The 24901-nt window shown below is 69.5% G+C and carries 24 protein-coding genes; 6 read left to right on the top strand and 18 right to left on the bottom strand.

The window, feature by feature from the left end; translation table 11 throughout:
• Positions 1-46: 46 nt before the first annotated feature.
• The 17 genes from GGR04_RS16710 to GGR04_RS16630 all read right to left on the bottom strand — a co-directional run bounded on the left by GGR04_RS16710 (position 47) and on the right by GGR04_RS16630 (position 17175).
• A complete protein-coding gene (locus GGR04_RS16710; protein ID WP_183201069.1) occupies positions 47-1048 on the bottom strand; it encodes an ABC transporter ATP-binding protein in 1002 nt (333 codons plus the stop codon).
• Entirely contained in the window at positions 1045-2109 is a 1065-nt protein-coding gene (locus tag GGR04_RS16705; RefSeq protein ID WP_183201068.1) for an ABC transporter ATP-binding protein, read from the bottom strand. Before GGR04_RS16705 ends, GGR04_RS16710 begins: the two co-directional genes overlap by 4 nt.
• Positions 2106-3302, bottom strand: coding sequence for an amidohydrolase/deacetylase family metallohydrolase (locus GGR04_RS16700; protein ID WP_183201067.1), 1197 nt, complete (start codon positions 3300-3302; stop codon positions 2106-2108). Before GGR04_RS16700 ends, GGR04_RS16705 begins: the two co-directional genes overlap by 4 nt.
• Positions 3303-3305: 3 nt before the next feature.
• On the bottom strand, positions 3306-4175 hold the full coding sequence (locus GGR04_RS16695) for an ABC transporter permease (protein WP_183201066.1): 870 nt from the start codon (positions 4173-4175) through the stop codon (positions 3306-3308).
• A complete protein-coding gene (locus GGR04_RS16690; protein WP_183201065.1) occupies positions 4175-5116 on the bottom strand; it encodes an ABC transporter permease in 942 nt (313 codons plus the stop codon). Before GGR04_RS16690 ends, GGR04_RS16695 begins: the two co-directional genes overlap by 1 nt.
• Positions 5117-5194: 78 nt before the next feature.
• Positions 5195-6724, bottom strand: a complete 1530-nt coding sequence (locus tag GGR04_RS16685) for an ABC transporter substrate-binding protein (protein ID WP_183201064.1) — start codon at positions 6722-6724, stop codon at positions 5195-5197.
• 301 nt (positions 6725-7025) lie between these two features.
• Positions 7026-8342 carry an MFS transporter gene (locus GGR04_RS16680; RefSeq protein WP_183201063.1) on the bottom strand — a complete coding sequence of 439 codons (1317 nt, stop codon included), beginning with the start codon at positions 8340-8342 and terminating at the stop codon, positions 7026-7028.
• A gap of 200 nt (positions 8343-8542) precedes the next feature.
• Positions 8543-8707, bottom strand: coding sequence for a hypothetical protein (locus GGR04_RS16675; RefSeq protein WP_183201062.1), 165 nt, complete (start codon positions 8705-8707; stop codon positions 8543-8545).
• A 137-nt stretch (positions 8708-8844) separates the two neighbouring features.
• Complete coding sequence (locus GGR04_RS16670; RefSeq protein ID WP_183201061.1) at positions 8845-9618, bottom strand: SDR family NAD(P)-dependent oxidoreductase; 774 nt, start codon at positions 9616-9618, stop codon at positions 8845-8847.
• Between the two features lie 17 nt (positions 9619-9635).
• Positions 9636-10313, bottom strand: coding sequence for a class II aldolase/adducin family protein (locus tag GGR04_RS16665; protein ID WP_183201060.1), 678 nt, complete (start codon positions 10311-10313; stop codon positions 9636-9638).
• A complete protein-coding gene (locus tag GGR04_RS16660) occupies positions 10310-11746 on the bottom strand; it encodes a rhamnulokinase (protein ID WP_183201059.1) in 1437 nt (478 codons plus the stop codon). The genes GGR04_RS16665 and GGR04_RS16660 overlap by 4 nt, the downstream gene beginning before the upstream one ends.
• Positions 11746-12471, bottom strand: a complete 726-nt coding sequence (locus tag GGR04_RS16655; RefSeq protein ID WP_183201058.1) for an SDR family oxidoreductase — start codon at positions 12469-12471, stop codon at positions 11746-11748. Before GGR04_RS16655 ends, GGR04_RS16660 begins: the two co-directional genes overlap by 1 nt.
• Positions 12472-12485: 14 nt before the next feature.
• Positions 12486-13547, bottom strand: coding sequence for an ABC transporter ATP-binding protein (locus tag GGR04_RS16650; RefSeq protein ID WP_183201057.1), 1062 nt, complete (start codon positions 13545-13547; stop codon positions 12486-12488).
• 124 nt (positions 13548-13671) lie between these two features.
• On the bottom strand, positions 13672-13911 hold the full coding sequence (locus GGR04_RS16645; protein ID WP_183201056.1) for a DUF2160 family membrane protein: 240 nt from the start codon (positions 13909-13911) through the stop codon (positions 13672-13674).
• 4 nt (positions 13912-13915) lie between these two features.
• The gene (locus GGR04_RS16640; RefSeq protein WP_183201055.1) at positions 13916-14752 is read right to left on the bottom strand and encodes a carbohydrate ABC transporter permease; all 837 of its coding nucleotides are present in this window, start codon (positions 14750-14752) and stop codon (positions 13916-13918) included.
• Positions 14752-15633: a carbohydrate ABC transporter permease gene (locus GGR04_RS16635; protein WP_183201054.1), complete on the bottom strand. Its 882-nt coding sequence runs from the start codon at positions 15631-15633 to the stop codon at positions 14752-14754. Before GGR04_RS16635 ends, GGR04_RS16640 begins: the two co-directional genes overlap by 1 nt.
• Positions 15634-15741: 108 nt before the next feature.
• The gene (locus tag GGR04_RS16630; RefSeq protein ID WP_183201053.1) at positions 15742-17175 is read right to left on the bottom strand and encodes an extracellular solute-binding protein; all 1434 of its coding nucleotides are present in this window, start codon (positions 17173-17175) and stop codon (positions 15742-15744) included.
• Between the two features lie 385 nt (positions 17176-17560).
• On the opposite strand from GGR04_RS16630, the gene GGR04_RS16625 reads away from it, so the two are divergent.
• From GGR04_RS16625 to GGR04_RS16610, 4 genes are all read left to right on the top strand, one after another.
• Positions 17561-18445 (top strand): sugar phosphate isomerase/epimerase family protein, encoded by an 885-nt coding sequence (locus GGR04_RS16625; RefSeq protein WP_183201052.1) that lies wholly within the window; start codon positions 17561-17563, stop codon positions 18443-18445.
• A gap of 125 nt (positions 18446-18570) precedes the next feature.
• The gene (locus GGR04_RS16620; RefSeq protein WP_183201051.1) at positions 18571-19812 is read left to right on the top strand and encodes an ROK family transcriptional regulator; all 1242 of its coding nucleotides are present in this window, start codon (positions 18571-18573) and stop codon (positions 19810-19812) included.
• A gap of 62 nt (positions 19813-19874) precedes the next feature.
• Positions 19875-20639, top strand: a complete 765-nt coding sequence (locus tag GGR04_RS16615; RefSeq protein WP_183201050.1) for an SDR family NAD(P)-dependent oxidoreductase — start codon at positions 19875-19877, stop codon at positions 20637-20639.
• A 31-nt stretch (positions 20640-20670) separates the two neighbouring features.
• A complete protein-coding gene (locus GGR04_RS16610; RefSeq protein ID WP_183201049.1) occupies positions 20671-21399 on the top strand; it encodes an SDR family oxidoreductase in 729 nt (242 codons plus the stop codon).
• Between the two features lie 27 nt (positions 21400-21426).
• Here the strand turns inward: GGR04_RS16610 and dhaK are convergent, their stop codons facing one another.
• Positions 21427-23124 (bottom strand): dihydroxyacetone kinase subunit DhaK, encoded by a 1698-nt coding sequence (dhaK, locus tag GGR04_RS16605; protein ID WP_183201048.1) that lies wholly within the window; start codon positions 23122-23124, stop codon positions 21427-21429.
• 219 nt (positions 23125-23343) lie between these two features.
• Between dhaK and GGR04_RS16600 the strand changes: the two genes are divergently transcribed.
• Both GGR04_RS16600 and GGR04_RS16595 read left to right on the top strand, forming a co-directional pair.
• Positions 23344-23925 (top strand): TetR/AcrR family transcriptional regulator, encoded by a 582-nt coding sequence (locus tag GGR04_RS16600; RefSeq protein WP_183201047.1) that lies wholly within the window; start codon positions 23344-23346, stop codon positions 23923-23925.
• Complete coding sequence (locus GGR04_RS16595; protein WP_183201046.1) at positions 23922-24755, top strand: EamA family transporter; 834 nt, start codon at positions 23922-23924, stop codon at positions 24753-24755. The genes GGR04_RS16600 and GGR04_RS16595 overlap by 4 nt, the downstream gene beginning before the upstream one ends.
• Positions 24756-24901 lie beyond the last annotated feature (146 nt).

Here is a 24901-nt window from a genome sequence, read left to right as displayed (position 1 = left end):
AGTTCCGGAAGATATGAAATCGGGAATAGGCGGGCGCCGAAGCGGCTCAGAGACGGCCGGCGGCGGTCAGTTCGCCCTGGCGCAGGCAGGCGGTGAAATGGCCGGGCCCGACCGCCTCCTCCGGCGGCACGGTGGCGGCGCAGATCTCGGCCGCCTCCGGGCAGCGCGTGCGGAAGACGCAGCCGGACGGCGGGTTCATCGGGCTGGGAATGTCGCCCTTGAGCACGATGCGCTCGCGCGTCAGCGTCGGGTCCGGCACCGGCGCCGTAGCGATGAGCGCCTTGGTGTAGGGATGGCGCGGCCGGGCATAGACCGCGCGGCTCGGGCCGCGCTCCATGACCTTGCCGAGATACATCACCACCACCTCGTCGCAGAGATATTCCACCACCGAGAGGTCGTGGGCGATGAACAGCATGGTGAGGCCGAACTCGCGCTGGAGATCCTGCATCAGGTTGAGAATCTGCGCCTGCACGGAGACGTCAAGCGCGGAGACCGGCTCGTCGGCGACGACGAGGTCGGGCTCGACGGCGAGCGCCCGCGCGATGCCGATGCGCTGGCGCTGGCCGCCGGAGAACTCGTGGGGAAAGCGCTTGGCATGGTCGGGCGCGAGGCCGACGCGGGTCAGCAGTTCGGCGATGCGCGGCGCGCGGCGCGCGCCCTGGGCGAGCCCGTGCGTGTCCAGCGCTTCGGCGAGGATCGCGCCCACCCGCATGCGCGGGTTCAGCGAGGAATAGGGATCCTGGAAGATGATCTGCAGGCGGCGGCGATAGGCGCGCATCTCCTTGGGCGAAAGCTCCATGAGGTTGCGCCCCTCGAACATCGCGCGCCCGCCGGTCGGCTCGATCAGCCGCAGGATGGAGCGGCCGACCGTGGTCTTGCCCGATCCCGATTCGCCGACGAGGCCGACGATGCTGCCGCGCCGGACGGTGAAGGACACGCCGTCCACCGCGCGCACCGTGCCGTGCGCGAGGGGGAAATGCGTCGTGAGGTTCTCGACGGACAGGAGGATGTCGGCGGCGGCGGCCGGCAGGGTCTCGGCGGCGCTCATAGGAGTTCGGTCCTCAGGCAGCGGCTGAGATGGGCCGGGGCGACGGTGAAGAGCGGCGGCACTGTGCTGGTGCAGGCCGGCGCGGCGTAGGCGCAGCGCGGCGCGTAGGTGCAGCCCGGCGGCAGCGCGGTGATCGGCGGCACGCTGCCGGGGATGGGCAGCAGCGGGCGGCGCGCTCCGTCGGCGCCGATGTCGCGCGAGGCGTTCGGCGTGCAGGCCAGAAGCCCCTCGGTATAGGGATGGCGCGGCCGCGCGAAGAGGTCGCGCACCGGAGCCTGCTCGACGACGCGCCCCGCATACATCACCACCACTTCGCGGGCGATCTCGGCGACGACGCCGAGATTGTGGGTGATGAAGAGGATGCTCATGCCCATCTCGCGCTGCAGCCGGCGCAGGAGATCGAGGATCTGCGCCTGGATGGTGACGTCGAGCGCCGTGGTCGGCTCGTCGGCGATGAGGAGCGAGGGCGTGTTGGCGAGCGCCAGCGCGATCATCACGCGCTGGCGCATGCCGCCCGACATATGATGAGGATAGTCGTGGAGGCGGCGGCGCGCGGCGGGAATCTCGACGAGTTCGAGCATGTCGCCGGCCCGTTCCAGCGCCGCGCGCCGGTCGATGCGCTCGTGCAGCAGGATCATCTCGGCGATCTGGTCGCCCACCGTGAAGAGCGGGTTGAGGCTCGTCATCGGCTCCTGGAAGATCATCGCGATCTCGGTGCCGCGCAGCCCGCGCATCTCGCGCGCGCTCGCCCTGGCGAGATCGCGCACCACGCCCTTGCGGTCGCGGTGGAGGATCTCGCCCGCCACGATGCGGCCGGGATCGGCGAGGAGGCGCATGATCGACAGGCTGGTGACCGACTTGCCGGAGCCGGACTCGCCGACCACCGCCACCGTCTCGCCCCGCTTGAGATCGAAGGTCACGCCGTCGACGGATCTGGCGGTCTGGCGGCGAGAGACGAAATGCGTCCGGAGATCGCGCACCGAGAGCACGACGTCCGGCGCGAGCCCCGCCGTCGCCCCGCCGCCGCCGCCCCCGCCGAGACCGCCCGCCGCCGCCGTCATCCGTGCGCCCCGCAGGTGCAGACGCTCGCCGTGCCCTCCTTGGGCATGTGCCGGGAAGCGCGCACGAGCTGGGCACCCCGCACCGCCCAGCGCGGCTCGAACATCTTGTGGAGCTTGGCCGTGGCGCCCTGGCTGTCGCGCACCGAGAGATCGCTGTCGACGAGATCGAAGACGGTGAGCTCGGCCACCTTCCCGATCCCGAGGAGATCGTCGGTCGCCAGTTTCACCGCCGACATCGGCGCCGTGGTCGAGGCCGTCACCACCGCCTCGAAGGGCATGCCGACCGACAGCAGCTTCGACATGGTGGTGGCCATGTCCCAGACCGGGCCGTTCAGCGAGTGGTCGTGGAGGTCGGTGGAGATCGAGAACGGCAGGAGGCCGCGCTGGATGGCGATCTCCGCCACCTTGAACGAGAAGGACGCCCCGCCGTGGCCGACGTCGAGGCGGATGCCCTGATCGGCGCATTTCGTCACGAGGTCCCAGAGATCCTCGTCCTCGACGATCGAGCCGCCGGCCTTGCCGTTGAAACAATGAGTGATGATGTCGCCGGGGCGCAAGAGTTCCAGCACCTCGTCGTAGGTCGGCGGCGGCTCCCCGACATGGATCATCATCGGCAGCTTCAGGATCTTGGCGACCTTCTTGGCCACCTTCACCGGTGTGATGCCCCACGAGCCGAGGATGACGTGGCTCGCCCGGCACTTGATGCCGACGATGAGATCGCGGTTGGCCTCCACCACCGCGATCGTGCGGTCGATGTCGATCGAGCGGATGTCGATGAGTTCGCTGACGCGGTTGCAGGCGACGAGCCCGATCGAACCGATGTTGAGAAAGGCGAGGATGCGCTCGTCGGCGGGCTCGATGATATATTCGCGAAACCCGTGGAAGGTCGCTTCGCCGGCCGAGCCGGCATCGACGATCGTGGTGACGCCGCGCTGCATCCCCGCGAGCTTCGGGCGGATCGAGATGTCGGTGCCGCCGTGCCAGACATGGGCGTGGAGGTCGGTCCAGCCGGGCGAGACGTAGGCGCCGCCGCCCTCGACGATGCGCGCGCCCGGCGTGGGCGGGAGCGCGGGCCCGACGGAGCGGATGCGGCCGTCGGCGCCGACCAGGATGTCGGTGGCGGCTGCGGGCGCGGCGCCCGGCGTGAAGCCGACGGGGCGCACGTTGCGGATGAGGATGGCTTCGGTTTCCACGGATCAGATATCCTTGGCAAGGCGTGGGTCGAGGAGATCGCGCAGCCCGTCGCCGACGAGCTGCAGCGAGAGGACGGCGAGAACGATGGCAAGGCCGGGGAAGAAGAGGATCCAGGGGGCCTGATCGAGATACTGGCGCCCCTGCGCGATCATCGTGCCCCAGGTGGGCACGCTCGGCGAGACGCCGACGCCGAGGAACGACAGCCCGGCCTCGGCCAGCATGGCGCTGGCGAAGATGAAGGTGCCCTGCACGAGGATTGGCGAGAGAAGGTTGCGCAGGACGTGGCGCACGAGGATGCGCGGGGTCGAGACGCCGAGAGCCCGCGCCGCCTCGACATAGGGCAGCTCGCGGATCACCAGCGTCGAGGCCCGCACCACGCGGGCGAGGCGCGGCGCGTAGACGATGCCGAGCGCGATCACGACGTTGACCACCGAGGGGCCGAGCGCGGCGACGAGCGAGATGGCGAGGAGAATGTCGGGAAAGGCCATCATCGCGTCGATCAGCCGGGCAAGCGGCGCGTCGAGCCGGCGGAAGAAGCCGGCGAGAAGCCCGAGCGTGACGCCGAGAACGCAGGACACCGCCACCACCGACAGCCCGACGACGAGCGACAGCCGCCCCGCGATCGCCGCACGCGTGAAGACGTCGCGCCCGAAATCGTCGGTGCCGAGAAGATTGACCCCGGAGGGCGGCTTCAGCCGGTTGGCGAGCGAGAGCTTCGAGGGCGAATAGGGCGAGAGCATCGGCGCGAAGATCGCGAGGATCAGGATCGCCGCGAGCACCACGAGCCCGGCGACCACGGCCTTGCTCCGCAGCAGCGCGCCGAAGAACTGCCCGCCGGCGCTGCCCGGCGCGGCCATCGCGGCGGCGGCCATCAGGTGCGCACCCGGGGATCGACGAGGATGTAGAGCATGTCGATCCCGAAATTGATGAGGACGTAGAGCCCGGCCACCACGAGCAGCGCGCCCTGGATCACCGGATAGTCGCGCCGCAGCACGGCGTTGACGACGAGATTGCCGACGCCCGGCAGCGAGAACACGGTTTCCGTCACCACCGCGCCGGAGATGAGGAGGGCCGCCGTCAGCCCGACGATCGTCAGGATCGGGATCAGCGCGTTCTTCAGCGCGTGGCGCAACACGACGCGGCGCTCGCTCATGCCCTTGGAGCGCGCGGTGCGCACGTAGTCGTCGCCGAGCACGTCGAGCATCGAGGCGCGGGTGAAGCGGATGATCAGCGCCGAGGAGACGATGCCGAGCGCGAAGGCGGGCAGCACGAGATGGTGCAGGCGCTCGGCGAGCGTCGTGCCCGGCCCGCCATAGCCCGAGGTCGGGAACCAGCCGAACCTCACCGCGAAGACCTGGATCATCAGGAGCCCCAGCCAGAAGCTCGGGATGCTGGCGGCGAGCATGGCGATCGTCGTCGCAGCCTGATCGAAGAACGAGCCGCGGCGATAGGCCGAGAGGATGCCGATCGGCAGGGCGATGGCGACCGCGATGGCGAGCGCGAAGAGCGTGAGGAAGAAGGTCGGCTCGGCCCGGTCCGCCAGCGCCGAGAGCACGGGCTGGCCGAGGAAGATCGACTGACCGAAATCGCCGCGCAGCACGTCGAAGACGTATTGGCCGTATTGCACGAGCATCGGCCGGTCGAGGCCGAGCTGGGTGCGCAGGGCCGCGATGTCGGCGGCGTTGGCGTCGGGCCCGAGCATCACGGCGGCCGGATCGCCCGGCGTGACGCGAACGATCACGAAGACGATGGTGACGACGATGAGCATGACGACGATCATGCCGACGAGGCGATGGGCGATGGTGCGGATCATGGGTTCAGACGTCCGGAGGCGGGCGGCGGGGGCCGGACGCGGGAATCGTTTTCCGCGTCCGGCCGGGCGGCGTCGGCCTTACTTCGCCAGCGAGGCGTTCCAGAAATAGGGCCAGGGCGCCGGCGTCACGCCTTCGAGCGCCGGCAGCTTGGCGGCGACGGCGTTGAAGTCGCCGACCTTGAAGGCCGGCACCTCGTCGTAGAAGACCTTCTGCACGCCCGCGAAGAGCGCGGCGCGCCGAGCCGGGTCGGCCTCCGAGTTGAACGCCTTGAGCGCCTCGGTCTTGGCCGGGCTCGTCCACCAGCCGGGCGAGGTATCCTGCATGACGCCGATGAGCGAGGGCTCGGGCAGGAAGGGCGAGTGGGTGATGTAGATGTCCCAGAGCTTGGGATCCTGGCGGCGCTGCGTCAGCGTCGCCCAGTCGACGACGTCGAGCTGCACTGGGAAGCCGGCGAGCTTCAGATACTCGGCGGCGACCTCGGCCATCTTGTAGTGGAACTCGTACTGGCGGCTGGTGAGGATGCGCAGCGACGTGGTGCCGTCGTAGCCCGCCGCCTTCAAGGCCTCGGCGGCCTTCTCGGGATCGCCGATCCCGTAGGCGGAGGTGCCCTCCTGCGTGTGCCAGCCGTAGCCTTCCGGATAGAGCGCGCCGTCCACCGCGTAGAAGTCGGCGGTGCCGAAGCCGGCGATCAGCATGTCCTCGGGGTTGAGGGCGGTGAGGACGGCGCGCCGCTTGGCGACGTCCGACATCAGGCCCTCCTTGGTGTTCATGATGAACACGGGCCAGCCGAAGGGCTTCAGCGTCACCGCCTCGGACTTGCCGGAGGAGAGGCGCCCCACCGACTCGACGGGAATGGAATCGACATAGGCGAACTGCCCGGCGACGGCGCCCTCGACACGCGTGTTGGGATCGGGCACCGGCACGAAGCGGATCTCGTCGAGATACTGGTGCCGCGCGCCGCCATAGCCGTTGGAGGCGTCCTCGCGCGGGCGATAATTCTCGAAGCGCGCCAGCTGGATGTACTGGTCGGGCTTGCGCTCCTTCAGCCTGTAGGGCCCGGTGCCGACGACCTTTTCCATGGGCGCCGCCATGTTCTCTTCGGGCAGCACCACCGCGGCGGCGTTGTTGAAGGCCAGCAGCGACAGGAGCGGCGCATAGGGCTCGGTCAGGGCGATGCGGATCGTCGAGGCGTCCGGCGCCTCGATCGAGGCGATGATCTTGGCAGCCTGCTGACCGCGCGAGGCGACGCTCTGCCAGCGCTTCAGCGAGGCCAGCACGTCGGCCGAATCCATCGTGGATCCGTCGTGGAAGGTGATGCCCTGGCGCAGCTTGATCGTGTAGACGCGCCCGTCCTCGCCGACCTCGGGCAGGCTTTCGGCCAGAAGCGGCACGACGCTCCAGTCCGCGCCGAACGTGTAGAGCGTCTCGAAGATGTGCTGCGAGACGATGCCGACGAGATCGGCGGTGGAGGCCATCGGATCCAGCGTCGGCGGCTCGCCGATCGTGGCGACGTCGATGATCCCGCCGCGCACGGGCTCGGCCGCGAGGGCCGGAAGGGAGAGGGCGGAGGTGGCCGCCATCAGGCTTGCAGTCATCCAGTGCGTCATGCGGCGACCCCGTATTACATAATTAAATAATACATTCTCCAATAAGGATCTAAGCGGATCTCGGACGCGGGGTCAATGCGCCGAGGCCCCTTCCGTTGAAGGATCGTCAGTCTGCCTTCTCGATGACAAGTCGCGCGCAATCGCGCGCCGCCTCAGCGCTTCGCCAGTGAGGCGAGCCTTCGGGGACGAGTCGATGGCGATCGCGCGAAACCGCACGCGCGGGCGATCCCGCCCGACGACCTTGCGAGGTCGTCGGCACGGGTGCCCGTCCGCGTGCGGTGCTGGTGCGTTGGTGCGTCCGCTAGTCCAGCGCGAGTTGGCGGGATTCGACGTCCACGCGCCACACGCAGAGGGCGGCAGCCGCGAGGACGCCGGAGATCACCGCGAGGGCCAGCACGAAGTTCGTGGCCATGACGGGCGCGATGATCGAGGGCGCGAGCAGCCCGCCGACGCGCGCCATCGCACCGGCCGCGCCCATGCCGCTGGCGCGAAGGTTCGTCGGGTAGAGCTCCGGCGTGAAGGCATAGATCGCGCCCCAGGTGCCGAGCAGCGCGAAGCTCATCAGGAGCGTCGCGCCGACGACGACCGCGGCGCTCGAACCGAGGCTGAAGAGAAGGCAGCCGGCGGCGCTGAGAAGCAGGAAGCCGATCAGCGTCGGCTTGCGGCCCCAGGCCTCAACCCCATAGGCGGCGAGCGCGAAGCCGGGAAGCTGCACGAGGGCCACCAGCACGAGGAAGGTCTGGCCGCGCAGGAAGCCGAACCCCTCGGAGGCGAGCCGCACCGGCAGGTAGACGAAGACGCCGTAGTAGGAGATCGAGATCAACAGCCAGGCGATGAGAATGAAGGTGGAGCGGCGGCGCAGCAGCGGCGAGAACAGCGCCGTCATCGACGTCCTGACCTTCGGCTCCGGCCGCAGCGTGCCGATGACGGCCGCCGAGCCGTTGGCCGTCGCCACCCGCTGCAGCACGGCGCGCGCCTCCTCCGCCCGGCCCTGCTTGGCAAGGTAGAAGGGCGATTCGGGAATGGAGAGGCGCAGCACGATGCCGACGAGCGCGGGCAGGCCGGTGAAGAAGAAGATCGTGCGCCACGCCTCGCCGCCTTGCGAGCCCGCGGCGAGGGCGAGGAGCGCGAGACAGATGGTGCCGACGGCCCAGAAGGATTCGAGCAGCACCAGCCAGCGGCCGCGCCGGCCGGCGGGCAGGAACTCGGCCATCATCGTGTAGTCCACCGGCAGCGTCGCGCCGACGCCGATGCCGGTGAGGAGGCGCAGCGCCAGCAGCCAGCCGAAATCCGGCGCGAAGGCCGAGGCGATGCCGAACACGGCGTCGATGAGGATGGCGATCAGCAGCACGGGGCGCCGGCCGATGTGGTCGGCGAGACGGCCGAAGACGAAGGCGCCGATCAGCATGCCCACGAAGAACAGCGTCCCCGTCTCCAGCGCCTGGCGCACGGTGATGCCGAAGCTCGCGGCGATCGAGGGCGCGGAGAAGCCGATGGCCAGCACCTGCATCGCGTCGGCGGCCCAGACGAGCCCGAAGATCACGAAGAGTCGCCGCTGGAACCGCCCGACGCCGGCCGCCTCGAGCCCCTGTTCCACGGATATGACCGATGATGGCATCGACGCGTCTCCTCGAGCGTTGCGGCGCGTTCCCGATAGCCTATTTTTACGCGCGACAAAATGACCCAACTTGCCTCCACCTCGTTGGAGGACATGCCCGCATCATCACCGGCGGCGCATGGCCGTCGAACTGCGTCGCAGGACACCCGCGGGCCGAGGGTGCAGGTCGATGGGGAGCGCGAAAAGCGCGGCGCGACGCGTCAGGTCTTGGCGTCGCCGAGGATCTTGCGGCGCGCGAGCGCCTTTCGCGTGTCGCGCTCGATCCGCGCCGTCTTGGCGCTCTCGGCCTCCTGTCGCGCCGCCTTCAGCCGCTCGGTCTTCTCTCTCGCGGTCTCGGGCGCGGTGCGGCTGGCGGGATCGGTCATGGCATCTCGTCCTGGCTCTGGCGCCGCGCGGGTGCGTGTGCGCGGCCTGCCCTCGATAGCGCGCGGGGCCGGGCGGCGCGAGAGTGGCCTCGCGCTTCCCCGCTCCGCCCCGCCTCGCGAACCGCGAGCCGCGTCGCCTACCAGCAGGTGAAGCCGGCGTCGGCGAGGACGGTGGTGCCGGTCATCAGGCTGGAGGCGTCGGAGGCGAGGAAGTGCACCACCGAGGCGATCTCGTGGGGCTGGCCCATGCGATGCATCGGCGTGTCGCGCAGCCAGACGTCGAGCATGCCGTCGTTGCCGTCGCGGTAGCGCGTCATCTCGGTCTCGATGTAGGTTGGCGCGACGGCGTTGACCCGCACGCCCCGGTCGGCCCATTCGGCGGCGAGCGAGGAGGTCATCTGGTGCACGGCGGCCTTCGAGGCGTTGTAGTAGGTCTGCTTCTGCGGCCGGTTGGAGATGTAGCCCGACATCGAGCCGATGTTGACGATGGCTCCGCCGCCGGCCCCCAGCATGTGGCGGCCGAAGGCGCGGTTGCACCAGAAGACGCCGTTGTAGTTGACGTCGTTGACCTGCAGCCAGCGCTCGTCCTCGGTGTCCTCGGCGGCGACGCCCGAGAGGGCGATGCCGGCATTGGCGACGAGGATGTGGACGCGGCCCTCCGCCTCCACCACGCGCCGCGCGAAGGCCTCCACCTCCTGCGGCTTCGTCACGTCGAGGACGTGCGCGCTGGCTTCAAAGCCCTTGGCGCGCAGCGCCTCGCGGCCGGCCTCGGCGATCTCGGCGTCGATGTCGGCGATGACGATGCGGGCGCCGAACTCGGCCAGCGCCTCGCCGATGGCGAGGCCGATGCCGCGCCCGCCGCCGGTGACCACGGCGACGCGTCCGTCCAATCTGAGCTTCTGGGAAAACATGGCGAACTCCTGATCTGTCAGCGGTCGATGAAGGGATGGCGGCCCGGCGCGGGGAACCGCTGGTTCTTGAGGGCGACGAGGCGGTCGACCTCGTACGGGTCGAACTCGTGCGCGCCGCCATATTGCGAGGCGAGGAAGACGACCTTGGCGTAGTAGTCGAGCGCCTCCATCTTGAACCAGGCCGACTGCAGGTCGTGGCCGCAGGTGAGCGCGCCGTGGTTCTGGAGAAGCAGCGCGTCGTGGCGCGCGAGATAGGGGCGGATCGCGTCCGAGAGTTCGTCCGTCGAGGGCAGGCCGTAGGGCGTCAGCGGCACCTCGCCGAGAAACATCGTGGATTCCGGCATGATCTGCTGGGTCAGCGGCTTGCCGCAGATCGCGTGCACCGTGGCGTAGACGGGATGGGCATGCACGACGGCGCGCACGTCGTCGCGCGCCTCGTAGACGCAGAGATGCATGCGCGTTTCCGACGAGGGCTTCCAGCGGCTCTCCTCCACCGGCGCGCCCGTGCGGTCGATGCGGCAGATCATGTCGGGCGTCATGAAGCCCTTGGAGGTGTTCGTGGGCGTGCAGAGCAGCGTGCCGTCGCCGAGCAGCACCGTGACGTTGCCGTCGTTGGCCGCGCCCATGCCCTTGTCCCAGGCGCGGCGGCCGATGTCGCAGATCGCCTGTTTCAGCGCGGGAATGTCGTCGGTCATGCCAGATGCTCCTCGGGGGCCGGCTCGAAGCGGCGAATGGGAAGGCGTGCGGCGAGCGCGCGGCGGCCGGCCTCGATCGAGGGAAAGCGGCCGAGCGCGGCGAACTGCACGAGCGCGTTGCCGAGCGCGCTCGCCTCCACCGGGCCGGCGAGCACGGGGCGCCGCGCGGCGCTCGCGACCAGCGTGCAGAAGGCGGCATCCTGCGCGCCGCCGCCGCCGAGCCGGACGGCGCAAAACCGTCGGCCGAGACAGGTTTCCAGCGTATCGAGAGCGCCGGCGACCTCGCGGCCGAGCCCCTCGTAGAGCGCGCGCGCCAGGGGGCCGGGCTCATCCTGCGACAGGCCGGGGCATTCGGCGTGTAGCGCGGCGAGAAGGTCGGGCGGATCGAGAAAGGCGGTGCGCGAAAGGTCGGGCACGAGGGCGGCCGGGGGCGCGGCGAGCGCCAGCGCGGACCAGCGCGGGAAGTCGATGTCGGCGCCGTGGCGCCGCGCCCATGCCGCGCGCAGCCGGCGCAGGAGATGCATGCCGGGCAGCGAGCGCAGGAGAAGCCCCCGCCCCTCGACGCCGCCCTCCAGCCCGAAGCCGGCCGCGCGCGCTTGCGTCGAAATCGCCCCGTCCGGCACCTCGGCACCGACGAGGTTCCACGAGCCCGCGACGAGGAAGGCCTCGTCATCGCCGGGAGCCAGCGCCAAGGCCGCGCTCGCCGTGTCGTGCGCCGCGACCGCGATCACCGGCACGGGGCCGAGACCGGTGCGCGCGGCGAGCTCCGGTGCGAGGGGTCCGAGTATGGTCCCGGCCGGCACGAGACGGCCGAAGGCTGCAGCGGGCAGGCCCGTGAGCGCCAGGATCTCGCGATCCCAATCGCCGGTCGCGAGATCGACGAGCCCGGCGGTGCGCGCCAGCGTGCGCTCGCAGGCGGCGACCCCGGTGAGATGGTGGGCGACCAGATCGGCGATCATCAGGAACTGGCGCACGCCCGCCGCTGCGTCGCGGTTGCAACGGGCCCAGTCCACGAGGTGAAAGACGCTGACGATCGGCAGCGGCTGCGCGCCGGTGCGCGCGGCGATCAATTCGTGATGGGCCCGCAGCGCCTCGAAGCCGTCGAGGCCGCGCGGATGGCGATGGGTGCGCGGGGTTTCGAGCGGACGCCCGTCCGCCCCCAGCAGCGCGAAGTCGACGCCCCAGCCGTCGACGCCGATCGAGCCGATTCTGCCGGCCGCGGCCGCGGCCGCGAGCCCCGCCTCGACGCCCCCAAAGAGCGCATCGAGATCCCAGGCCGGGCCGTCCACCACGCGCGTCTCGTAGCCCGAGAAGCGGTGGAGTTCGGTGAGCGCGATCGCCCCGCCCTCGCCGCACTCGGCCAGCATGGCCCGCGCCGACCCGCCGCCGAGATCGAGGACGAGCGCCCGATTGGCCCCTCCGGCGCCGCGCATCAGGCGATCATGTAGCCGCCGTCGACGGGCATCGACAGGCCATGCACCATGCGGGCGGCGTCCGAAAGGAGGAAGAGGATGACCTCGGCGATGTCGTCGGGCTCGGCGAAGCGCCCGAGCGGAATGCGCGCCATCATGCCGGCAGCCTTGGCCGGGTCGCTCCACGCCTTCAACGCCATCGGCGTCAGCGTCACCGTCGGGTGCACGCCGTTGACGCGGATGCCTTTGGGGCCGAGTTCTTTCGCCATGACGCGCGTCAGCCCGTCGAGCCCGGCCTTCGAGGCGCAATAGGCGGCATGGTCGGGAATGCCGACGAAGGCGGCGCAGCTCGACACGTTGACGATCGCGCCCTTTCGGCCCGACGCCACGAGTTCGCGAGAAAATTCCTGCGCCACGATCATCGGCGCGCGCGTGTTGACGGCATGGAGGAGATCGAAATTCTCGACGGTCACGTCGAGGAAGGATTCCAGCTCCGTGGTGCCGGCGCAGTTGACGAGGAGGTCGGCCGGCAGGGCTTCGAGAGCCGCCGCGCGCGTCGCCTCGGCGTCGGCGAGATCCACGGCGATGCCCCGGCAGCCGGTCTCGGCCTCCAGCGTCGCGAGATCGCTTGCGGAGCGGGTGAGCGCGACGACGCTCGCGCCGCGGCGCGCCAGCATGATCGCCGTGGCGCGGCCTATGCCCTTGCCCGCGCCGGTGACGACGACGCGCTGTCCCTGGAAGTCCATCGCACCGCCCTCCTTCAGAGCCGCTTCGTGGTCTCGCGGTCGAAGAGATGGGCGCGGCGCGGGTCGATGCGGAACGACACCTCCTCGCCCGGGCGCACCGAGATGCGATCCTTCACCACGGCGTCGATCGAATCGTCGCCGATGCGGGCGAAGACCTGCGTCTCAGAGCCCGTCGGCTCCAGCACCGAGACGCGCGCCGGCACGCCGCCGGGGCCGATGTCGATATGCTCGGGCCGGATGCCGTAGATCACCGGGCGACCCGGCTCGGCGCGCACCTCGTCCACCGGCAGCACGGCGCCGCCGTCGGAGACGAAGACGCTCCGCCCGTCGCGCGCCTCGATGCGGCCCTTGACGAAGTTCATCGCGGGCGAACCGATGAAGCCGGCGACGAAGACCGTGTTGGGCCGGTCGTAGAGCTCCAGCGGAGGGCCGATCTGCTCGACGCGCCCGTCGCGCATCACCACGATCTTGTCGGCCATGGTCATCGCCTCGATCTGGTCGTGCGTGACGTAGACGATGGTGGTGCGAAGGCGCTGGTGCAGTTCCTTGATCTCCACCCGCATGGCGACGCGCAGCTTGGCGTCGAGATTGGACAGCGGCTCGTCGAAGAGGAACACGGCGGGGTCGCGCACGATGGCGCGGCCCATGGCGACGCGCTGGCGCTGGCCGCCGGAGAGTTGCTTCGGGTAGCGGTCGAGGAGCTTGCCGAGATCGAGGATCCCGGCGGCCTTGTTCACCTTGGCGGCGATCTCGGATTTCGGCGCGCCCTTGATCTTCAGCGAGAAGCCCATGTTCTCGGCGACCGTCTTGTGCGGATAGAGCGCGTAGGACTGGAACACCATGGCGATGTCGCGGTCCTTGGGCAGGACGTCGTTGACCACCCGCCCGCCGATCGAGATCGTGCCGGCCGAGATCGCCTCCAGCCCGGCGATCATCCGCAGAAGCGTGGACTTGCCGCAGCCGGACGGGCCGACGAGCACCACGAACTCGCCGTCGGCGATGTCGACGTCGACGCCGTGGATGACCTGCGCGCTGCCGTAGCGCTTGACGATGCCCTTGACGATGACCTGTGCCATGAGGGGAACTCTTCCGATGCGGCTTGGAGAGACCGGGCGCTCGCGCGGAGAGGCGCCCGGATGCGGGGGATTCTGGCGTGGCGGCGGCGTCGCTTCCCGATGGCGGGGAAGGCGGCGGGGGCGATCAGCCCTTCCAGACGATGAGGACGCCGAGCGCCAGCGCCAGGACGTGGCAGACGGTGAGCGGGATCGTGGCTTCGAGGAAGCGCATCCAGAGAAGCTCCAGCGCCACGAAGAGGTAGATGCCCATGAACAGCCGGTCGAACCAGTTGGTGACGATCGGCAGGAAGCCCTCGGGGGCCGGGCGGCGGGCCGCGAGGGCGAGTTCCTCGTCGGCGGCGTCGAGATCCACGGGATGATCCATCGCTCTACTCCTTCACCGCGCCGAAGGTCAGGCCGGCCACGATATGGCGCTGCACCACCGCGAAGACGACGAGCGCGGGGATCAGCGTGATGATGGCGATCGAGGCCATCGTGCCCCATTCGGTGCCGGTGGTGGTGACGTATTCCGAAAGGCCGGTGGTGATGGTGCGCGCGTTGAAGCTGGTCAGCGTCGCCGCGAGCAGGAACTCGTTCCAGGCGAAGACCCAGGTGAGGATCAGCGTCACCGCGAGGCCCGGCCGGGCGAGCGGGAACACCACCTCGCGGATCAGCGTCCAGGTCGAGGCGCCGTCCACCGTCGCGGCCTCGTCGAGCTCCTTGGGAATGCCGTCGATGGTCGGGCGCAGCGTCCAGATCGCGAAGGGCAGGTTGAACGTGCAGTAGAGAAGGATCATCCCGATACGCGTGTCGTAGAGCTTGAAGTCGCCGATCGCGAAGACCTGCGTGAACAGGAGGAAGAACGGCAGCAGGAACACCGCGGCCGGCGCCATGCGGTTGGTGATGGTCCAGAAGAAGATGTTCTCCTTGCCGCCGAGATCGTAGCGCGACAGCGCGTAGCAGGCCATGAAGGCGAGCGTCGTGCAGAGCAGCGCGTTGCCGCTGGAGATGATCACCGAGTTCAGCATGTAGCGGCGTAGCGTCTCGTTGCCGAGAACGTTGGAATAGTTGGTCCAGTAGGCGGTATCGAGGAAGAGGCTGGGCGTGGTGAAGAGATCCACCGCCGGCTTCACCGAGATCACGAAGAGCCAGTAGATCGGGAACAGCGTGAGCACGCTGAGCAGCACCCAGAGCACGACGTTGAAGAGCGGGCGTTCCTTTTGCATCACAGGCTCCTCTTGCGGGCGCGGGGCGCGACGAGCGCGACGTAGAGCAGCCAGCACATGACCAGCGTGAGGTAGAGGACGACCACCGAGATGGCCGAGCCGTAGCCGTAGTCGGTCTTCGGGAAGACGACCTTCCAGATGTGCAGGCCGATGTAGCGGGTGGCCGCGCCCGGGCCGCCGCCGGTCAGCATCCACACCTCGTCGACGGTGCGCAGCGCGTCCATCAGGCGGATGAAGACGGTGGCGAGGATCGCCGGCCGGATCATCGGCAGCGTGATGTGCCAGAAGATCTGCAGGCGGCTGGCGCCGTCGATCTGCGCCTGCTCGAAGGGCTCCTTGGGCAGCGAGGCGAGCGCGGCGAGCAGCGTCAGCGTCACCAGCGGCGTCCAGTGCCAGATGTCCATGATGACGGTGAGGATGAAGGCGGCGTTGGCGTCGCGCCCGATGTTCATCTCGTAGCCGAACCAGGCGTTGAGATAATACGGGATGATGCCGATCGAGGGCGTCGTCATCAGCCGCCAGACCGAGCCCACCACGATCGGCGCCACGATGAGCGGCAGCGTGTGGATGGTCCGGAAGAAGCCGCGGCCGGGAAACTCGCGCATGAAGAGCTGCGCCAGCAGGTAGCCGATCACGATCTCGCTGAAGACGGCGAAGAAGGCGAATTTCAGCGTGTACCAGATGGAGCGCAGGAACTCGGCGTCGAAGACGAGGCGCCGGAAGTTGCTGGCGCCGTTGAACGCCATGAAGGGGCTGGCGCCGAACGGGTTCCATTGGTGGAACGCGACGTAGAGCACGTAGAAGAAGGGCACGATGCCGAAGGTCGCGAGAATGACGAGCGTCGGCGCCAGCAACAGCCAGCCGACCTTGTTCGAGCGCATGGAAGCCACCCTCCCAGAAGGCTACGGTACACGGATGGGCGTGATGCCCGGCTCGGGGGTGGAAGCGCGCGGGCCGCTGGGCGCGAAGGCGGCGGCCCGCGCCGGCTCCTACTTGCGGTAGCCGAGGTTGGTCAGCTCGCCCTCGGCGGCCGTCGCCATCTCGTCCAGCCCCTCGTCCGGGTCGACCTCGCCGGTGAGGATCCGGTAGAAGATCGGCGCCACGGTCTCGCGGACCTGCGCATGGAACGGATATTTCGGTGCGCCGGCGAAGAGCTTGCCGTCGTTCTTCAGCATCGTGTAGTAGCCGCCGAGCTTGGCATCCATCTCCGTCACCTTCGGGTCGTCGTAGGTGGCGGTGTTGGTGATGCGCGGCGCGGCGACGGCCCAGTCGGACTGCACCGAGTCCTGCCCGATATACTGGAGGAACAGGAGCGCGGCCTCCTGGTTCTTGGCGGAGACGGGCACGCCGAAGGCGCCGCCGTCGTAGTAGCCGATATAGCCCTTGCCCGATTCCGCATCCGCCATGACGCCGTCCGAGAGCGGCGGCAGCGCGACGCCGACATTCCCGACGACCTTCGACTTCGAGGCGTCGGAGGCGATCCAGGCGGCGTTCTCGCCGTAGACGAGGCCCTGCGCGGCGCGGCCGGCGGCGAACGTCGTCGCCACCTCCGACCAGGTGCTGGAGGCCGATTCCGGCGGCGCGATGTCGCGCAGATGCAGGAAGTACTTCAGCGCCGCCTTGGCCTTGTCGCTGTTCATCGTGCCGCCGTTGGCGACGCTGGCGGCGTAGTTCTTGTCGGCGTCGATGCCCCAATTGTAGACGCCGAAGGTCGGCGCCACCGACTCGACATATTCGTACCAAGAGGCGGGATGGCCGGTATGGGCCTGCGAGGTCGTGCCCCAGAGCTCCTGGCCCTTGTCCTTGCCGTACTTGGTGAAGAACTCCGCGATCTCAGTGTAGTCCTCGTGGGTCTTGGCCGGCGCCAGATCCTTGCCGGTCTCCTTCTTGAAGGCCTCCTTGATCGCGGGATCGTTGAAGAGGTCGGTTCGGTAGAGGTAGATCTTGATGAAGGCTTCCATCGGCACGCCGAACAAGTGATCGCCGGTGCCGCGGAAGTCGTTGGCGAAGGTCGTGAAGTTCTTCTCGTCGAAGGTCGGCGCCTTCAGCGAAGGGTCGTCCGCCAGCGTCTTGGTGATGTCGGTGAGGAAGTTGCGCTGCAGATAGGCGTAGACGATGTCCTGCTCGATATAGACCATGTCATAGATGCCGGTCTTGGCCTCCATGTCCTTGATCGCCTTGTCGTACATCTGGTCCCAGGAGGTGGTCTCCAGCTCGACCTTGATGCCGGTTTTCTCCTCGAACTGCTTGGCCAGCACGTCCTTGACGTAGTTCGAGGGGGGCGTGCTCTCGGTGACGCCATGCAGGGTAACGCCCTTGAACTTGGCGCCGGCCTCCGACCAGAAGTCGGCCCTCGCCGACCCGACGCCGCCCATCAGCGCGATCGTCAGCGCGAGCAGACCCGTTCCCAATCCATGCTTCATGTTCAGTCCTCCCAGAATGAATGATGTCAGGCCGGCGATGTCTTCCGCTCTGCAGCAACGGCACGCGGTCTTCTTGGGAGCGGACCCGCTTCGTCTCCGCCGAACCCTGCTCCGACCGAACGCTAACGCAGTTTCAAGACCTGCACAACATTTGTTGCGACGAGCTTCAAATTATCTCGCGTCAGCCGCAGACTTGCGGGATCGGAGGGTCCGTCGCGCTTGGCATCAACGTGACGGCAGGGCGAAATCGCCCGTTTCTATTGCGGTGCAGTCCGAGGGTTTGCTGCATCGCATCGTCCGATGATCTACGACGACTTGACAGAAGATCACGCTCACTATTTTGTTGCCCATAACAACAATATGGGACTGCGGGAGAGATTCGGTCATGAGGCGCTTGGGCATTCATTCGTTCGTCTGGACCGGCGGCGGAACGCAGGACGCGCTGGAGACGGCGCTCGAACAGTCGGCCGACTGCGGCTACCGGCTGATCGAGTTCGCCTATCTGCGCCCCGAGCGCTTCGATCTCGATCGTCTCGCCCGCAAGGCGCAGTCGCTCGACGTCGAGATCGCCGTGACGATGGGCCTGCCGGTCTCGGCCGATGTGTCGAGCGAGGACGCGGCAACGGTGCGGGCCGGCGAGGCGCTGCTCGCCGACGCCGTGAAGGCGGTGCGCGACGTCGGCGGCAAGACGCTCGGCGGCATCCTCTATTCCGCCCACACCAAATATTCGACGATGCCGACAGAGCGCGGCCGGCAGAACTCGGTCGCCGCCATCGCGCGCACCGCCGAGATCGCCGAGGCCGCCGGGGTGGACCTCGTGCTGGAGGTGGTCAACCGCTTCGAGACCAACCTCCTCAACACGGCCGCGCAGGGGCTCGCCTTCATCGAGGCGACCGGCTCGGCCGCCGTGACGCTCCATCTCGACACGTTCCACATGAACATCGAGGAGGCCAATCCCGCCGCCGCCATCCGCCTCGCCGGCGACAGGATCGGCTATTTCCACATCGGCGAGAGCAACCGGGGATATCTCGGCGACGGCGTGATCGACTTCGACCGCATCTTCGACGCCCTGCTCGACATCGACTATGCCCGCAACATCACGTTCGAATCCTTCTCCAGCGCGGTGGTGGACGAGGCGCTGTCGCTCGCCTGCGCGATCTGGCGCGACACCTGGACCGACAACGTGCCGCTCGCCCGGCATGCCAAGGCCTTCATCGATCTGAAGCGCGAGGAGGCGGCGCGCCGGCGCGAGACCAACGCCCGGCCTTGAAGGCGGACGCTCTGCCGTCCAGGGTACGGCCCAATGCTGCGAGCCGCGCGGTACGCCTGCCGTGCCCCCGGCTGCCGAAGCGGCGGGGGACGCCTCGCCCTGCCATCCGTTCCGGAGTGTCCCTCTTGCTCGATCCGGGCTCCATCGCCAGCACGCCGCGCCGCATCCGCCTCGGCAACGAGGTGGCCGCGCTCAGTGCGCTCTACCGGTCCGGCCGCCTCAGCCGCGCCGATCTGGCGCGCGAGCTTCGCCTCAACCGGTCCTCCTCCGGCCACATCGTCGCCGGCCTCACCGCCGGCGGCCTCGTGCGCGAGGTGGCGGTGGCGCGGGCCGGCGGCGCGGCCCAGCGCGCGGGCCGACCCGGCATCCTCCTCGAACTCGTGCCCGACGCCGCGGTTTTTGTGGGCATTGAGATCGGCGTCGAGCATCTCGGCTTCGTCGAGCTGGATTTGGCCGGCAACGTCGTCGACCGGGGCATCGAGCCCTATGACGGGCCCTCGATCCCGCTCGACGAGGCCTTCGCGCTGGCCGGCCGTTGGGCCACCGGGCGCCTCGCACCGGAGCGCTGGGCGCGCTGCGAGGGGGTGGGCGTGTCGGTTCCCGCGCAGATGGACAAGACCGGCTTCATCCGCATCGCCCCGCTGCTCGGCTGGCGGGACGTGCATCCCGCCGAGCGTCTGCGCGGCGCCCTCCCGTCCGGCGTTCCCGTGCTGGCGCAGAACGACGCCAACGCCTTCGCGATCGGCGACACCTACATGCGCGGCGCGCCGCGGGGGGGCGTGACGCTGTTTCTGGTGATGGAGAGCGGCATCGGCGGCGGCATCGTCGTCGACGGCACGCTGTTTCGCGGCGGCAACGGGCTGGCGGGCGAGATCGGCCACCTGCGCATTCCCTATGAGGCGGGCGGCGAGCGCAGCCTGGAGCAGGTGATCGGGCGGGAGGCGATCCTCTCGGCCTACCGTGCCCTCTCGCCGCGCTCCGATCCGAGCTTCGAGCAGTTTCTCGCCGACGTCGAGCACCGCGCCCCGGCCGCCGTCGCGATCGGCGAGACCTGGGCGAAGGCGTTGGCCTTCGGCCTCGTGCAGGCCTGCCGCATCGTCGATCCCGACCGCATCGTGCTCGGCGGCTCCGTCGCGCTGCTCTATCCGCTGGTGGCGGCGCGCGTGGCCCTTCATCTCGCCGAGATTCAGGAGCCGAGCTTCCCGCTGCCCTTGATCGTGGTGAACGAGAACGCCGCCTTCGGCTCGGCCTTCGGCGCGGCCTGCATGATGCACCAGCGCTATCTCTCGCTGGAGAGCCAGCGCTTCAACGAGGATGTCGTGCCGGCCGATCTGCCGGCGGCAGGGGATGATCCGGCCATGCCCTGACGGCACGGCGGTGTTCGAGACAGGCAAGCCGGCCCGATCGGGGCCCGGCGGAAGGAGAAACCATGACGCTCGGCCAATTCAGACTGGACGGACAGGTGGCGCTGATCACCGGCGGCAACCGGGGCATCGGCCTCGGCATCGCGGAGATCTTCGGCGAAGCGGGCGCGAAATGCGTGATCACCGCGCGCCGCGATCATCCCGAGGGCGAGGCGCAGCTGCGCGCCGCCGGGGCCGAGTTCGATTTCGTCTCGGCCGACGCCACCGACCCGGCCACCCCCGAGCGACTGGTGCGCCACACGATCGAGCGCTACGGACGGATCGACATCCTCGTCAACAATGCCGGCATCGCCCGGCACGGCGACACCGAGGATTTCGACGACGAGCGGCTGGAGGCGATCCTCGCCACCAACGTCGCGCAGGTCTTCCGCTTCTCGCGCGCCGCCTTGCCGGCGTTCACGGCGCAAGGATCGGGCGTGATCCTCAACGTCGGCTCGATCTCCGGGCTCGCCTCCAACGTTCCGCAGAACCAGGCCGCCTACAACGCCTCGAAGGCGGCGGTGCACATGATGACGAAGAGCCTTGCCAGCGAGTTCGCGGCGCGGGGCGTGCGCGTCAACGCGGTGGCGCCCGGCTATATCGACACCGACATGTCGCGCGGCGGTTTCGCCAATCCCGACTGGGATCCGATCTGGCGGCAGATGACGCCGATGGGCCGCTACGGCACGGTGGAGGAGGTGGCGAACGCCGCGCTCTTCCTATGCTCGCCGGCCGCGAGCTACGTCACCGGCGCGGTGCTGGCGATCGACGGCGGCTATCTCACGCGCTGAGCATCCAGGAAGCAACGAGGGAGGACCAACCATGGCCAACGAACTGACCGGCAAGGTCGCGGCGATCACAGGGGGCGCATCGGGCATCGGGCTCGAATGCGCGCGGACGATGCTGGGGGCCGGCGCGACGGTCTTCGTCGTCGACAGGGACGAAGACGGACTCGCCAAGGCGGTGGCCGATCTCGGCACCGGCGCGCGGGCGCTGCGGATCGACATCACCGATCCGACCGAAGTCGCCGGCATGCTGCCGCAAATCCTCAAGGAGGCCGGCCAGCTCGACATCTTCCACGCCAATGCCGGCTCCTATGTCGGCGGCGACCTCGTGGACGGCGATCCCGCCGCCTTCGACCGGATGCTGAACCTCAACGTCAACGCCGTGTTTCGGGGTGTCCATGCGGTGCTGCCGCACATGATCTCCCGCGGCACCGGCGACGTGATCGTCACGAGTTCGGTGGCCGGCCATCAGGCCATTCCGTGGGAGCCGATCTACTCGGCCTCCAAGCACGCGGTGCAGGCCTTCGTCCATGCCACGCGCCGGCAGGTGGCCAAGCACGACGTGCGCGTCGGCGCGGTCGCGCCGGGCCCGGTGGTGACGCCGCTGGTCAAGGACTGGCCGCCCGAGAACCTGAAGCGCGCCATCGCCAACGGCGCCCTGATCGAGCCGGTGGAGGTGGCCGAGGCCGTACTCTTCATGCTGACACGGCCGCGCAACGTGGCGATCCGCGACCTCGTGATCCTGCCGCGCAACTTCGACATCTGACGCTTGCGGGCCCGCCGGAGGCGGCCTCTACCGATCCGCCCCGGCGAGCGCGTCGCGAAGGGCGCCGAGCCAGACGAGAACCGCCTCGGCGCCGGGATCGGGCGTGCCGATCGCGCGCTCGCCGAGATAGCTCGAGCGTCCGCGCCGCGAGGCGATCGCGGCGGTCGCCGCAGTGCCGCGGCGTGCGGCCTCCAGCGCGGCGTCGAGCGCTCCCGATTCGCCGACATGCGCCGCGAGGGTCTCGGCGGCCGGCAGCAGCGCATCCAGCATCGTGCGGTCGCCGAGCCGGGCATCGCCGAGCGTGGCGATCGCCTTCGTGCCGCTCGCGAGGGCGGCGGACCAGTCCCGCGCCGCTGGCGTTTCGATCCCGTCGAGCTCGCGTGCGGCGCGCAGGAGGCCCGCCGCATAGAGCGCGCCGGACGTGCCGCCGACGCTCTTGCGCAGCGTCGCCGAGAGGAACCGCAGGATCGAGGCGGCATTTGCGCTACCGTAGGCGTCGATGCCGGCGAGCACGTCGCAGGCGCCGCGCGCGAGATTGAGCCCGAGATCGCCGTCGCCGACCCGCCCGTCGAGATCGGTCAGCCGCGCTTCCTCGGCGACGAGGGCCTGCGCCGCCGCCCGCACGGCGGCGACGATCGCCGCGCCGTCGCCAGGCACCGGCACCGCGGCGGGTTGTTGCGCCTGCGCGATCATCGCGGGTGCGCCACCGAGCGGCCCGGCGCCGCGTCCCGGCCAGGCGGGCGCGGAGGCTGGCGCATCGAGATGCGCCAGAAGCGCGTCGCCGAGCCGCATCACCGAGACCGAGCAGCCGGCCATGTCGAGCGCGGTGAGGAACGTGCCCGCCCAGACCCGCTCCACCGCGAAGCCCCGCGCCCGCGCGGCTTCGACCACGCCGGCCGCGGCGATCGAGATTTCCATGGCGGGCGTCGCGCCGAGATTGTTGACGAGCACCGCGATCCGATCGCCGCGCGCCAGCGGCAGTTCCCCGGCGATGCGCTGGAGGATGGTCTCGACGAGTTCGCGCACCGGCCGCATCGGCATGCGGCGCACGCCGGGCTCGCCGTGGATGCCGAGGCCGAGCTCGATCTCGTCGTCACCGAGCGTGAAGCCCGGCTTGCCCGCGGCCGGCACCGTGCAGGCCGAGAGCGCCACGCCCATGCTGGCGACGGCGGCGATCGCCTGGGTGGCCATGGCCTTGACCTCTTCGAGCGAGGCGCCGCCGGCCGCCGCCGCGCCGGCCACCTTGTGCACGAGAACGGTGCCCGCGATGCCGCGGCGCCCGGCGGTTTCGGGGCCGGCTTCGAGCGCCACGTCGTCGGCCACGACCACCATCTCGACCGCGAGGCCCTCGGAGCGGGCGATCTCGGCCGCCAGACCGAAGTTCAGCCGGTCGCCGGTGTAGTTCTTGACGATCAGCAGCGTGCCCGCCTCCCCCGTCACGGCGCGGATCGCGGCGAGCACGGCATCGGTGGAGGGCGAGGTGAACACGTCGCCGCAGACCGCGGCCGTCAGCAGGCCCTCGCCGACATAGCCGGCATGGGCGGGCTCGTGCCCCGAGCCGCCGCCCGAGACCAGCGCGACGCGCCCGCTCATGCGAAACGCGTCGATGTCGGCGCGCACGACCACGCGCTCGCCTTCGAGTCGTGCGAGTTCCGGATGGGCGTATGTCAATCCCGCCAGCATCTCGTCGACGACGGCCAGCGGATCGTTGATCAGCTTCTTCAATGGATTCTCCCCGAGACCGGCTCCCGCCCGTGCCGCATGGCTGCGAAACGGACGTTCCCACGCCTGCCGATGCGGCAGCCTAGGCGCATGCGCCCCGCCGTCAACGTCCGATGGGGCAGGCGATACGGACATGCCGGCCAAACGAAGCGATATCGACTTGCGTATCAGCACAGGCCCGCATCAAATGAGACAGACCTGTCTCATCCCTTGGAGCTTGCCATGCCGTCTATCACGCCCGCACCGGACAAGCGGCAGCAGATCGTCGAGACCGCCGACCGGCTGTTTCGCCGGGACGGCTACCACGCGACGGGCATCGATCGGATCATCGTCGAAGCCGGGGTCGCGAAGATGACGATGTATCGCCACTTCCCCGGCAAGGACGGGCTGATCGTCGAGGTGTTGCGCCACCGCGCCGCCCGCTTCGACGATCGGCTCGACCGCCTGACCGCAGCGGCCGATTCGGCGTCCGGCCGGATCGAGGCGATCGTCGGCTGGTACGGGCGCTGGTTCGCGCGAGAGGATTTCCGCGGCTGCGCCTTCGCCCATGCGCTCGCCGAGTTCGGCACGCCCGGCCATCCCGTGCTGGGAGCCGTCATCGAGCAGAAGAGCGCCTTCCGCCGGCGGCTCGAGGCGATCGTCGCGGACGATTTCGGCCGGGAAAGGGCGCGCTGCGTGGCCGCGAGCCTCTTCATCCTGTTCGAGGGCGCGACGCTTCTGGCCGAGATCGGCGCGACCGCCGACGCGCTGGCCGGACTTCGCGGCGGCGTCGCGTCGATCTTCGCCAATGCCACGCGACCATGAGCCCGCTCGTCGTCGCGCTCGCCCTGTCGGCCGCGCTCGCGCATGCGACCTGGAACGCGTTCCTGCGCTCCAGCGCCGATCGCCTTCAGGTCGTCATGGTGATGAGCCTGGCGATGGTTCCGGTGGCGCTGCCCTTCGCGCTCGTGCTGCCGCTGCCGCCGATGGGCGCCTGGCCGTTCATCGGCCTCTCCAGCGCGCTGCAGGTGGCCTACAGCCTGTTTCTCGTCGCAGCCTACCGGCACGGCGACCTCGGCCAGGTCTATCCGGTGGTGCGCGGCACGGTGCCCGTTCTCGTGTCGCTCGGCGGCTTCCTCGTCGTCGGGCAGACCTTGTCCTCCGCCTCCGTCGCGGGCATCGCGCTGATCGTCTTCGGCATTCTCGGGCTGACGGGAGGCCGCGGCCGGATCTCCGCCGTCTCGCTGCTCTGGGCGACGGGGACCGGCGCGATCGTCGCGGTCTACGCCACCGTGGATGCCCTCGGGGTGCGCACGGCAGGCGACCCGCTCGCCTACACGGCGTGGATCTGCCTTCTGTTCGGCACGCTTCTGCCACTGGCCGTCTGGGTCGCGCGCGGGCGGCTCGCAATCGATCTGCGCTCGCGCGAGACCTGGAAGGCGGCCGTCGGCGGCTTCGTCTCGCTCGCCGCCTACGGGCTGGTGATCGCCGCCTTCGCCCTCGGGCCGGCCGGCCCGGTGACCGCCCTTCGCGAGACCAGCGTCGTCTTCGCCGCGCTGCTCGGCTCGGCGTTTCTGAGCGAAGCGCTCAGCTGGCGCCGCCTCCTCGCCTGCATCGCCGTCGCCGCCGGCGCGATCTCGATCGGCCTGTCGTGAGGATGTCGTGGCCGGACGGCAGGCTTTTCGGTTCTCGCGGCCGTGTCGTGCCACGAATTCCGGCTGACGGCACTCGCCCTAGCTGCGCGCGCGCTGCAATGGACGATGCCCGCTTCCTTTGATAGGACCGGCCTCGACCCCGTCGA

It is taken from the genome of Aureimonas pseudogalii (assembly GCF_014196835.1).
GTDB classification, from domain to species: domain Bacteria; phylum Pseudomonadota; class Alphaproteobacteria; order Rhizobiales; family Rhizobiaceae; genus Aureimonas; species Aureimonas pseudogalii.
The sequence above is the reverse complement of the archived record's forward strand: the minus strand, read 5'-3'. Positions and strand labels throughout refer to the sequence as shown.

Coding starts and splice junctions, on each gene's coding strand:
- GGR04_RS16615 (WP_183201050.1), top strand. CDS start 19,875: ATGACGCTCGGCCAATTCAGACTGGACGGACAGGTGGCGCTGATCACC.
- GGR04_RS16610 (WP_183201049.1), top strand. CDS start 20,671: ATGGCCAACGAACTGACCGGCAAGGTCGCGGCGATCACAGGGGGCGCA.
- GGR04_RS16625 (WP_183201052.1), top strand. CDS start 17,561: ATGAGGCGCTTGGGCATTCATTCGTTCGTCTGGACCGGCGGCGGAACG.
- GGR04_RS16645 (WP_183201056.1), bottom strand. CDS start 13,911: ATGGATCATCCCGTGGATCTCGACGCCGCCGACGAGGAACTCGCCCTC.
- GGR04_RS16685 (WP_183201064.1), bottom strand. CDS start 6,724: ATGACGCACTGGATGACTGCAAGCCTGATGGCGGCCACCTCCGCCCTC.
- GGR04_RS16660 (WP_183201059.1), bottom strand. CDS start 11,746: ATGCGCGGCGCCGGAGGGGCCAATCGGGCGCTCGTCCTCGATCTCGGC.
- GGR04_RS16665 (WP_183201060.1), bottom strand. CDS start 10,313: ATGACCGACGACATTCCCGCGCTGAAACAGGCGATCTGCGACATCGGC.
- GGR04_RS16635 (WP_183201054.1), bottom strand. CDS start 15,633: ATGCGCTCGAACAAGGTCGGCTGGCTGTTGCTGGCGCCGACGCTCGTC.
- GGR04_RS16650 (WP_183201057.1), bottom strand. CDS start 13,547: ATGGCACAGGTCATCGTCAAGGGCATCGTCAAGCGCTACGGCAGCGCG.
- GGR04_RS16695 (WP_183201066.1), bottom strand. CDS start 4,175: ATGGCCGCCGCCGCGATGGCCGCGCCGGGCAGCGCCGGCGGGCAGTTC.
- GGR04_RS16675 (WP_183201062.1), bottom strand. CDS start 8,707: ATGACCGATCCCGCCAGCCGCACCGCGCCCGAGACCGCGAGAGAGAAG.
- GGR04_RS16670 (WP_183201061.1), bottom strand. CDS start 9,618: ATGTTTTCCCAGAAGCTCAGATTGGACGGACGCGTCGCCGTGGTCACC.
- GGR04_RS16680 (WP_183201063.1), bottom strand. CDS start 8,342: ATGCCATCATCGGTCATATCCGTGGAACAGGGGCTCGAGGCGGCCGGC.
- GGR04_RS16595 (WP_183201046.1), top strand. CDS start 23,922: ATGAGCCCGCTCGTCGTCGCGCTCGCCCTGTCGGCCGCGCTCGCGCAT.
- GGR04_RS16630 (WP_183201053.1), bottom strand. CDS start 17,175: ATGAAGCATGGATTGGGAACGGGTCTGCTCGCGCTGACGATCGCGCTG.
- GGR04_RS16655 (WP_183201058.1), bottom strand. CDS start 12,471: ATGGACTTCCAGGGACAGCGCGTCGTCGTCACCGGCGCGGGCAAGGGC.
- GGR04_RS16600 (WP_183201047.1), top strand. CDS start 23,344: ATGCCGTCTATCACGCCCGCACCGGACAAGCGGCAGCAGATCGTCGAG.
- GGR04_RS16710 (WP_183201069.1), bottom strand. CDS start 1,048: ATGAGCGCCGCCGAGACCCTGCCGGCCGCCGCCGCCGACATCCTCCTG.
- GGR04_RS16690 (WP_183201065.1), bottom strand. CDS start 5,116: ATGATCCGCACCATCGCCCATCGCCTCGTCGGCATGATCGTCGTCATG.
- GGR04_RS16640 (WP_183201055.1), bottom strand. CDS start 14,752: ATGCAAAAGGAACGCCCGCTCTTCAACGTCGTGCTCTGGGTGCTGCTC.
- GGR04_RS16705 (WP_183201068.1), bottom strand. CDS start 2,109: ATGACGGCGGCGGCGGGCGGTCTCGGCGGGGGCGGCGGCGGCGGGGCG.